This is a genomic window from Sporosarcina sp. Y1004 (genome assembly GCF_057669665.1).
The window spans coordinates 93997-104789 of sequence record NZ_JBYHFQ010000011.1 but is presented as its reverse complement, the minus strand read 5'-3'; the positions used below and the strand labels follow the sequence as shown (position 1 = coordinate 104789).

Sequence of the window (10793 nt, the reverse complement as noted above, 5' to 3'; positions counted from 1 at the left end):
AATTAGCTGCTTAATAATAAACTCTAACTTTTAGGGGTCACCTCAAAGGTGTCCAACAAATGGGGTGCAGTTCATATTAAGACCCGTTATACCCTACCGAACACTAGCGCCAGAGGCTGGCAAATGAAATAAAAATACTAAATATTGGTGGTTACTTCAAAAAGGAAGCCATTTAATTATTTTAATCTATTTTCAATATCAATAGTTGGGAAGTAATCGCCATATTCATTTGTTTCCTTTTCATTACGATTCATACTGATAGTCCCTATATTAGAGTAGGAAATAGTTAAGACTTTCCAGCCTTCATGAAATAATAATTCATCTGACAACGTACTGTATATGTTAACTGCAATGTCCTCAGTATGAAACTTATCATTTGGTGCTAAATCAATCGTTGCTTTTATTTCACCGTCTATAAAGGAAAAGTTAATTAGTTTGTCTTCTTTCCCAATAGAGTAATCCTCAACAATTTTCTTTACTTGTTCTCCTGTAAGTGATTGTGGTGTTTCAGCCTCTTGATTTTCTTTAGCTTCCTCTGCCTCTTCTTGTTTAGCTTTTTCCTCTGCGGCTTTTTTTTCAGCCTCTTCTTTAGCTTTTGCTGTAGCTTCAGCTTTCTTTTGGTCTTCTTCTACTTTATCTAGTGCAGCTTTTTGCTGTTCTTCATTTAATTCTCTCCAACCAGCAGTATCTTTCAATAAATTATCGTGATCATCTTTAAGAAGGTTGTAATCTTCATCAAGACTAACATAATCATTTGTTATTTCTTCATTTTTTGCAGATAAATTATCAATCACTTTTGCTTTAGAAAATGGATTTAAGAAAATAATTGCAAGCACCATACCAGAAACTACTAAACCCAATCTTTTTACCCATGCATTCCTCAATATATTTTTCACAGTGTGTTCTTCTTTATTAATTTTATTATTCATAATTTAATTCTCTCCTGAATATTTTCAAGTCACCATCTCAGGTGCTTATATAGAATACCATGGGTTTCTACTAATAAGTTTGAAAAAATTATGGGAAAATTTGAGTGTAAAAAGAGTAAAGTTCTTATTAAAGAATAATAGATGTTTCACACTCTCGAGGAATTGAAACCAACTAGAGACAGAGTTATTTTACATAGCCTGAAACCAGAGCTGTTTTGAAAACATATGAACAATAATAATATGGCCGCGAGGCATGCAGCCAAAGAGTTTTACTTGATATACGTGTTTCGAAGTGTTGCGACTGTTACTTTGATTTGATAAACTTAATCTATAACCTATTAGTTTTCAAGTCATCATTTTGATGAAAGTCGTTATACCTTTTCATTTTATTAAAGGAGATTCGACACAAATGTTACAGCCTTTGAATTCTCGTTTCGGGAAAAGATTGGCAGATGTAATTGTACGTCACAAATTTGCTTTCGGGCATATTCATATGGGTATTTACGCATTTTTGCGTGATATATATTAAAAGTCAATTGAATCCTTCGGGAAACGATCGGCTTTTTTTTGTTTTCAAAAATAAAAAGAGAATGGAGTGATTTAAATGGTTGGAAAACAATTAGAAGGTCTTATTTCCAGTGTTGAAAAGGGAGGTGCGAAGAAATCTTTCATCTGCTATGAGGATGAAAAGAAAGAAAGGAAATTCCTTGTCTTTAAGTTAGGCGGTATCTACCAACTGGATGGCAAAGGAGAAGTTAAAAAGATGGATTCGCTAACCGATATTCAAGATATTTTCTTGTCCATTGAAAATGGTGATGTAAAGGTAATTGGGAGCGGAAATATAGGAATCTAAAGGAGGAGTTTCATAATGGTACTTGCAAAAACAGAGGTAATTGAAAGTATGGATCATGCAATTATATTAGGAAAGGAAATTGAACGTGTTGAATCAGCGTTAAAAGCAATGAAGGCTGAACTAAAGGCATTCGTCGATGTAAACGGTCCAGTTGATACAGGTGATGTTATTTGGGATTATACTGTTTCAGCATCGTGGCAATTTGATGAAAAAGGAATGAAGGAAGTAGCTCAAAACATGGTGCTTGAAGGTGTGAATCCATGGAAGATGTTGAACATCACAGCTTCCAATCTGAAAAAGATGGGCTGGGAAGATGCAGTAATTGAAAAAATGGGCGAAAAAAAGGAGACGCGTCGATTCGCATCTCGTAAAAAGTGATTTATTAAAAATACTGTAAATTTATTATAACATAAAAAGCCTTCCACCGGGCAGGAATGAGTGGCACATGAACGCTAGTGCCACTCGGCGCTAGCTTTGTGTGAGAGAGGATAATAAAAATGACATCAAAATATATTACATCTGCTCGTGAAGCAGTCGCAACTTATGATGCAATCGGTTCTGAAGCAGTAATAGAGTTACAGGATATTCTTGCCGTCTTAATCGGACCTTCCTCAACGCCAGAATTTACAGGTCGTTTAGCGGGTCATGGGATAAGAGCTTTAGTTGAAATGACTGTTTCTGAATTGGAGGAGGAAGGCATGACACATAATGAAGCTTTGAAAGTTCATTCGGGCATGCTCCTTGCTAAAAAAGTACGGAATGCTGGAAAGAATGAAAAACGTTATACAATCAGATCTCCAGAGGATGCAGCGTCTTATCTTATGGCGGAGATGACGTCACTAACGCAAGAGCATTTCGTAGTCTTATATCTAAATGTGAAAAACGAGGTGCTTCATAAAAAGACCATTTTCATCGGTTCGCTAAATTCCTCGATAGTACATCCGAGGGAGGTTTACAAGGAAGCTGTGAAACATAGTGCAGCCTCGATAATTTGTCTTCACAACCACCCGAGCGGCACGTGTAATCCTTCACCTGAGGACATAGATGTTACGAAGAGATTGGCTGAGGCTGGAAGTGTGATGGGAGTGGAGCTGTTGGATCATGTAATTATCGGAGATCATCGATTTATATCTCTTAAGGAAAAGGGCTATATGTAAAAATATCGATAAAGAGCGTATTAATTCAGGAGGCCCTGGACGTGGGTTCGACTCCCACCGTCTCCATTCAGTGAAATCATTGGATTTCATACAGTATCAAAACCCTTGATAGTCAAGGGTTTTTTCTTTTTGCCTATATCATCTAGTTTCAATGAATATCAATCAAACGTAGTCAAAAACGTAGTCAAAGCGTAGTCATCTATCTACATCTCAATATAGTTTGCAAACTTCAGTATTGCTTCTTCTTTCGCCTTCTTCGTAACGTGTGCATAGATGTCCATCGTCGTTTTTACATCAGTATGTCCTAAACGATCTTGTACTTCCTTCAAACTGGCACCAGCTTCAAATAACAATGAACAATGTGTATGACGTAAACCATGTGTTGTGATTTTGCCTAGCTTGTATTTATCCTGTACATGCACAATCCACTTCCGAGTCTTTGTGGGCTGCATGTATTCGTTGTGCTCGTTGCTAAATACAAGTTGCTTTGGTTGCAACGTATTAAAGCCCAGCACTAAACAATCCTGCTTCTGCTTTTTCTTCCACACTTTTAAAATAGCCATTGTTTTGTCGTCCATTTTGATTGTACGGGCAACACCTGTTTTCGTGGATTTCACATATAACCGATTATCTTTGCCTCGTGAAAGGGCTTTGCTAATACGTAACTCGTTTGTTGTGAAGTTCAGGTCATTCCACGTAAGAGCTAATGCTTCACCCATTCGCATACCACTGAAAGCTAGTAATCGGAATAGGGCGTATGCTTTGTGGTTACTTTCTTGTTCTAAACATGATAGGAACTCAATAAGCTGCTCACGAGTGTAGAAGTTCTCCGCTTCATCTTCATCATTTACAATTGCCTTATTGGTGGCGGTGGCGGGCATATCTACGTGTGCAAACGGATTGGTTTGGATATATCCACGCTTAATCGCAAAGTCCAACACCTTCGCAGCATACGCTTTTACCATGCGGAATTTCTTTAACTTCGCCGCCCACTCATCCACATGCTTCTGACATATATCGACATGTATCTTTTCGATTTTATAAGTACCCATTGCAGGAAGAATGTGATTTTTGAAGAGCCCTGTAGTTTTTACAAAAGTGCTTTCCTCAACCGTCTTTTCATATTGTATTACCCATTGTTCATAAATCTCTTGATACGTTTCAGCACGTTCTTGTTGGTACGTACCGTTTGCAACAGCTAGCTTGATACGAGCTAATGCTAATTCCGCCTCCTTACGTGTTTTAAAGCCACGTTTCAGTGTGCGCTTCTGTTTACCAGTAAGCGGATCAATACCTAAATAGGCGGGAAATTCGTATCGTAAATCACCGTTTTTGAGATTGTAGCTTTTGATGGGTGATACTTTTTTCTTTACCATGATGATTCCTCCTGTATCAGTTGCGGGGGCAAGATATAAAAGGAGAGGATTAATCCTCATAGATATAATATATAACTACACTATGGGAATATCCTCTCCGGGAGTCGTTAGAAGCTATAATCTTCTAAAAACCGACTAATTTCTTTAAGGGAGACACGTTTAATGCCGTCTATCTCTGATACTCTTAGTCCCATTACTCGGAACTTCATGAACGTGTTATGTGAGACACCAGCATATTTTGCACCTTCAGTAATGCTCATCCATTCTTTGGTAGACGGGCCAGGGAAGGTCTGTTCTAGTACGGATTTAGTTGCTGAAAGAATAAGTTGTTTTATTTGTTCTTCAAAGTTTTTTGATAGATTTACATTAGATTCCACTTTAATCTTCCTTTCTTTTGGGTTATTAAATTCCATCTTTTAAAGTAATACCTACGTAGCCATTTTTATTTTCCTCGCCAATTCTTAATCTCTTTTTTATGACATTTTTATTTAATGTCAGATACTTGCGAAATTCATGTGAACTGTCCGGTACGCACCCTATTTCATAACAATAATTCTGATAAGATGTTTCCAATTTTTCAGAATGGATCCTCAATAAAGGGTCAATAACACATCTGGTATTAATAAAGCCTTCAATAGTGTTATTTTTGATTGTATAGTTATTCAAAATATCGTCAATTTCTGCACAACTAGTGAATTGATAGTTATTTCGCTTTAATCGCATTATCCCATCAATTGACCATTTAGCGATGTAATTTATTTCACTTTTGAGTCTCTCAGTTAACATGGTATCTTGTTTATCTTTAGGAACCGGGTTGTTGAATGGGAATATTAAGAGGCGCTCACTAAAGGCATTTGACGAATCTTTTGTTTTTAATATAGGTAAATGATTTCCAGCAAACATAAGAACTGCGCTGTTTCTAAATGTCACTGGTTGTTCGTAAAGAGGTTTAGCCATAATAGAATCTCGTCCGGTAAGTTTTTTTAATATGTCTAAACGTTTTAATGATATTTCGGATGTTTCACCGCATGTGTTTAGTTTTTTTCCGTATAGCTGGAATAAATATGCCTCTTTGTTTAAGTCATCAAAACTCAAACTAGTAAAATATTTTTCACCGATTAGATGTTCTAATATACTTAAAATAATCGACTTTCCAGAATCTTTTGGCCCTAGTAAGAATGGAATTATTTTAACTTCTCTTATCTCAGAGATTATATAACCAAATAACTCCTGTATACTTTTGTATATAGAATTATTACCACCTGTTACTTGATGTAAAAATTTTTCAAAGTAATGCCCTGTTGGATTTTGTTCAATCGGATAATGAGCATTTATAGTTGATGTGAAATATATACTTTTTTCATGTGGGTAAAACGTTTGATCATCGATATTAAATAGACCATTTTTAAATGCTATAAAAGATTTTTTTCGCAATAACTTTTCTTCTGGAATGTCAATTGACGTATCGGATTGGAGCCATAAAAATATTTCTCTGCTAACAAATGAGTTTATACATTTCTTGTACTTATGTGGTATATCTTGTCTAACAAGGAGATCAAACTTTTTACCATCTAAAGGGATATAAATATTTAATGAATCATTCCAATAATGAATAATATCGTAGATTTTAATGAAGTCTATTTGTTCAAAGAGAATGTCCTTTAAAACATTCAGTGGTGGGCATCCCTTTGATTGATTTTCATCTATTGTTTTAGTATTTGATTTTGGATGTGTAACTTTTATTCTCACATTTTTCTCAACGCTCGTTGGAGGAATTAATTTGTCAGTCATATCGGATGTATCAATAACTGGTTGTTTTGGCCCTGCAAGTTTAAAGGTTTTTGAGGATTGCAATGTCTCTTTTATTAAATGATCATTCGGCTGCTTAAAGAAAACGGACTCCTTATCTGATATTAGATAAGGATTATGCCTATCATCCGGTCCATCTGATTGCTGATTGAAAATGAGCTCTAATTCCGATGAAGAATTGGAATCTTGCTTTTCAATTTGATCATTCGGCTGCATACAGAAAACAGGCTCCTTATCTGATATAGGATACGGATCATGCCCATCGTCAGGTCCATCTGATTGTCCAAAGGGGGTAAACGCCAAATCTGTTATAGAATTAGCATCTTGCTGTTCAAATGGATCATTCGGTTGCATATAGAAAACTAAATCCTTATCTGACATAAGATACGGATCATACCCATCTGATTGTCCAAAGGGGGTAAACTCCAATTCTATTATAGAATTAGCATCTTGCTGTTCAAATGGATCATTCGACTGCATATCGAAAACAGACTCCTTATCTGACGTAGGAAACGGATCATGCCTATTATCGGAGCGATCTGGTTGCCCATTGAAAATGAACTCTATCTCTGTTAAGGAATTGGAATCTTGCTTTTCAATGTGGTCTTTCGGCTGCATACAGAAAACAGACTCCTTATCAGATGTAAGATACAGATCATGCCTATCGTCCGGTCCATCTGATTGCCCATTGTAGACGAACTCTAATTCCTTTGAAGAATTGGAATCCTGCTTTTCAATTTGATCAATCGATTTCCTGTGAAAAATGAACTCCAATACTTGGTTTTCGGTAGTACTGGGATTACTACCCTTCCTTATTTTTTCACGTTTAAAATTTTCCAATTTCAGAACCTCACTTTTCTTTATGTTTATAATATAATTGAAGGTTGGAGGGGAAATCGTCGAAATGAAAAGTTGAAATTATATTCCTTTCATTCGGTTGACATTGATAGAAAAGTTCTATTGAGATCCGTTCTAATTGTTCCAGCTGTTCTTAGTAACTAATCTAAATAACTTCCGGAAAGTTTACAGAAGGTGTAAATCAATCTATTAATGCCGTATTCATAAAATCTGGTTGGAACAATCGGAACAGGTGAAAATATAAAATTAAATTTCCAATTTCAGAAACTCACTTTTCTTTATGTTTATAATATAATTGAAGGTTGGATGGGAAATCGTCGAAATGAAAAATTAAAATTATATTCCTTTCATTCGGTTGACATTGATAGAAAAGTTCTATTGAGATCCGTTCCAATTGTTCCAGCTGTTCTTAGTAAATAATCTAAATAACTTCCGGAAAGTTTACAGAAGGTGTAAATCAATCTATTAATGCCGTATTTATAAAATCTGGTTGGAACAACAGGAACAAGTGGGAAAAATAATTTTAGAGGTGAATAGTGCATGGATAGGATTTTCGGGAAAATGCTGAAAGAAATTAATGGAGATAGAGATTATAATGATAGTTTTAGATGGAAGAATGTAAATGGGGAGTACACAATAGAAATCATTGATTGTAGAGTTGAGCAATTTTTAGAGTTTGTATTTAAGAGTAAGCAGATAAGTAAATATAATGATGCCGATCTTCAAGTGGATAATAATGACTATGAAGTTTTTAAAGATTACTTTTTTTCAGGTGCAATCATGTCGATACTGAAAGATGCATTAGAAAACTTATCGAGATTCTTTTTCAAAAGAAGAAATAGAGAAGGGTATCCGGAGTTATTTGGGGAGATATTTTTTGAAACCCCGAATGAATTTGAGGAATATATTACTATGTATATAAATTCAAACTTACCAGAAGATGGAACTAGTAATGATTTTCTAGATAAATGTAGCGCCCTAAAATCCAACATTTATTATATTATTCCTAAGTTAACATTACCCGTACACCTCTACGCTATGAGTTACACTATCGATACTTTATTTGGTGCTTTAAAGGAATACCCGCAAATTATTAAAAGTAGAAGTCTACCTTTATTTAAAACTGCTAGTTCAGTGTATTCTCATACTGCTATTTATCAAAAGGCGCAAAATGATTTCAGAAAATTTATGGAATGTCTTAATAAAGATTTAGCTAATAAAAATGAGAGTATATATAATAATTCATTGAATTTGGATATGTTTAATGAAATAACTAACTTGTATGATTTATACAAAACTGTAGATATGTTTAAAGAATCAGCGTATATGCTTGATGAAGAATACGAATTGAAAAATGATTCCCAGATGGCCAAAGCAGAGCATAAAGCTGCAATTGAATTTTATTTTAATAAATTTAGTACAATAACAAAGATGGATAACTTTGGATTGAAGTCATTTTTACTAGATGAAAATTATTTTAATAAAGATTTAATAAATACCAAAGAGTTTTGGGATATGTCCATTGCCATCATGAATGGTGCTAAAAAAAAATTAACTGAATTTGTGGGAAATGAATTGGAACAATATTTAGAAGATGTTCCAAAAGAAATTAGATCTGCCTTTGGAATATATCTCTCCTTTGCATATAATAACGAACTTTTTTCTGACGTTATTGCAGATATTTGTGATGATGAAATTCCTGTGTATATCTATACAGAAGATAATCTTAAGGATTCAACTTTGTTTGAAGCTTATGGATATGGGTATAAATCTTTTTATAAAGCAAAAACAGCACCAAAAAGTCCAGATACTGATGCACAAAAGAAAATGGTGAAAAGTAGGGTTAAATTAATAGTGCCATTTGAAATAAAATAAGCACTAAAGATGGTTGTAATATACTCTTCAGTACTCATTGGGGCATCTACGAGTAGTAATGATTTTTGTTATTGAGTATTTTGAAGAGATAAAATAGCAACGAGTGCAAATAATTTTTATCATATCAAACTTCTATATAGTTTTTTTTAGAGTGCAAGAAATCAATTGATTAAAAAGGGGAGGCTGGATTCTATCACAGAAAGGAGATAGATGCTTAGCGATTTTTACAAACAATGTACTCAATCACGCTCTTCTTCGGAATCCGATGAGTTCGACCAATCCTAATCGACTTAATTTGACCGGTGTTGATTAGTCGGTAGGCAGTATTTCTCCCAATCTTTAATAATTCCGCCAGTTCATCTATAGTTAAAATATCATCAAAATCGTGAAACATAGTGCAACACTTCCTTTCGTTTTGTTACGTTATTGTTCACCTTGTTTCACCCTGAATGATTATCCTGACACAAATGTAAGTGACCGCTATCATGCATAGCTTCATTTATAATATATAATTGAATTATTTTGTTTTATAAAATAGAGAAATAGGGATTGAGGAGCTTAGATTTCCTCAGTCCCTATTTTTTAGTGATTAGTGTAACAAAGTGAATTTTTTGTAGGGGAGATATAGTATTTTGCACCAATAACATGGTAATATAGTAATATGTATCATTACCTAAAATTTCAGACCTTTATGTTTGTGTTCTGATACAGTTGTTATCATAGGACCTTGAGAAGAGTGAATTAGATGTTAGATATTTAAACGATTAAAGATATGATTAAAAAATCGCCAGCCACAACTATTTTAGTGAAATTGCTTAATTTTAGGGTACCTGTTCGCCAAACGAAGATAAACGATTCACGAAAAATAATAAATACACAAAAAAAGAAAAAATCCGCCAATTTGTCTGATTTTATTCTATTATTATACAACTGTAGAGAATTGGCTGAATAGTTCCGCACGCAGTGGTACCTGGAATTAATTCCACAGACTAATCGATCACCCCATCTTTAACTCTATTGAACTTAGTTATAAAAACTGCTATATTAGTAGTGCTATTCGCCTTTCATTTCTAGGTGGGGCTTTTATCTTAACTAAGTGTGGTGAAGTGTCATTGGATGAAAGGAAACAGCAACTTAAACGAATTACTTTTCTCTATTCACTTTATAGTTTTCTTGTAATTAAAAACGAATTATTTTCAAATATGTACTATAAGATTAGTGATTTACGAGTGATTGATCAGAAGGTACTGAACGTATTTACGGATGATTGTTATCGTATTGTGAAAAATAAGGAAAATATGTTTAATGAAATGGAGGAGCTAATGAGCACTCTTAATGTAACAACGAGCGATGAACCCCAGAGTTTATTGGAGATAATAAATGAAGAAATTTCATTACTATCGCGGATTACACCCGAGGATTTTATGCCATCGAGTTTACCAGCGACAAAAGAAGATCTTCAACAATTTAAACGTTTTACATATAAAAGTTTTCAAGAGATTCAAAATTTAATTGATTCGAATCATACGTCTAGTGTTATGAGAGCAGAAATAGACCGGTTAAAAGCGGAAGCATTGGAAGATCAGTTTGACATGGCGAAATCTGCTGTTGAAGTGTTTAACTTATTCGACCGTGTACGTTTAACTTTCGGTGATGATAACGGCGAAATTTCAGAGCAGTTGATATCTGTTATTAATCATTCGCTAGTAACGTTAAAAGAGATGGGCATTGAAGAGATTGATGTGTACGGACAAGACTTTGACGGAGACTATATGGAGTCACTTGGTACAGTTTCGGCAGATGAAGTATCGGATGATTTACAGACCTATCAAGTGGCCGTCATCTTCCGAAAAGCATTTAAGTTCGTAGGTAATGGGAAAATCATTCAAGATGCAATTGTAAAAACGATATTATAACTTTCTAGGGGGAAATTTTA

At 34.5% G+C, this 10793-nt stretch carries 10 protein-coding genes; 5 read left to right on the top strand and 5 right to left on the bottom strand.

The genetic code is table 11. The features are described 5' to 3' along the window. Nucleotides 1–176 precede the first annotated feature (176 nt). Entirely contained in the window at nucleotides 177–929 is a 753-nt protein-coding gene (locus AC25Y6_RS09935; RefSeq protein WP_488142892.1) for a hypothetical protein, read from the bottom strand. A gap of 604 nt (nucleotides 930–1533) precedes the next feature. Here AC25Y6_RS09935 and AC25Y6_RS09930 point away from each other — a divergent pair. The 3 genes from AC25Y6_RS09930 (at nucleotide 1534) to radC (ending at nucleotide 2939) form a co-directional block, all read left to right on the top strand. Then, nucleotides 1534–1782, top strand: coding sequence for a hypothetical protein (locus AC25Y6_RS09930; protein WP_488142891.1), 249 nt, complete (start codon nucleotides 1534–1536; stop codon nucleotides 1780–1782). Nucleotides 1783–1797: 15 nt separating this feature from the next. Next, complete coding sequence (locus tag AC25Y6_RS09925; RefSeq protein WP_488142890.1) at nucleotides 1798–2160, top strand: hypothetical protein; 363 nt, start codon at nucleotides 1798–1800, stop codon at nucleotides 2158–2160. A 119-nt stretch (nucleotides 2161–2279) separates the two neighbouring features. Further along, complete coding sequence (gene radC, locus AC25Y6_RS09920; RefSeq protein WP_488142889.1) at nucleotides 2280–2939, top strand: RadC family protein; 660 nt, start codon at nucleotides 2280–2282, stop codon at nucleotides 2937–2939. A gap of 203 nt (nucleotides 2940–3142) precedes the next feature. Here radC and AC25Y6_RS09915 read toward each other — a convergent pair whose 3' ends face one another. The 3 genes from AC25Y6_RS09915 to AC25Y6_RS09905 all read right to left on the bottom strand — a co-directional run bounded on the left by AC25Y6_RS09915 (nucleotide 3143) and on the right by AC25Y6_RS09905 (nucleotide 6964). Continuing rightward, the gene (locus AC25Y6_RS09915; protein ID WP_488142888.1) at nucleotides 3143–4315 is read right to left on the bottom strand and encodes a site-specific integrase; all 1173 of its coding nucleotides are present in this window, start codon (nucleotides 4313–4315) and stop codon (nucleotides 3143–3145) included. 107 nt (nucleotides 4316–4422) lie between these two features. Beyond that, a complete protein-coding gene (locus AC25Y6_RS09910; RefSeq protein ID WP_488142887.1) occupies nucleotides 4423–4692 on the bottom strand; it encodes a DNA-binding protein in 270 nt (89 codons plus the stop codon). A gap of 25 nt (nucleotides 4693–4717) precedes the next feature. Continuing rightward, entirely contained in the window at nucleotides 4718–6964 is a 2247-nt protein-coding gene (locus AC25Y6_RS09905; RefSeq protein ID WP_488142886.1) for a DNA primase family protein, read from the bottom strand. 558 nt (nucleotides 6965–7522) lie between these two features. Here AC25Y6_RS09905 and AC25Y6_RS09900 point away from each other — a divergent pair. Further along, a complete protein-coding gene (locus tag AC25Y6_RS09900; protein WP_488142885.1) occupies nucleotides 7523–8857 on the top strand; it encodes a hypothetical protein in 1335 nt (444 codons plus the stop codon). A 214-nt stretch (nucleotides 8858–9071) separates the two neighbouring features. Here AC25Y6_RS09900 and AC25Y6_RS09895 read toward each other — a convergent pair whose 3' ends face one another. Then, complete coding sequence (locus AC25Y6_RS09895) at nucleotides 9072–9251, bottom strand: helix-turn-helix domain-containing protein (RefSeq protein WP_488142884.1); 180 nt, start codon at nucleotides 9249–9251, stop codon at nucleotides 9072–9074. 808 nt (nucleotides 9252–10059) lie between these two features. Between AC25Y6_RS09895 and grpE the strand changes: the two genes are divergently transcribed. Continuing rightward, a complete protein-coding gene (grpE, locus tag AC25Y6_RS09890; RefSeq protein WP_488142883.1) occupies nucleotides 10060–10773 on the top strand; it encodes a nucleotide exchange factor GrpE in 714 nt (237 codons plus the stop codon). Nucleotides 10774–10793 lie beyond the last annotated feature (20 nt).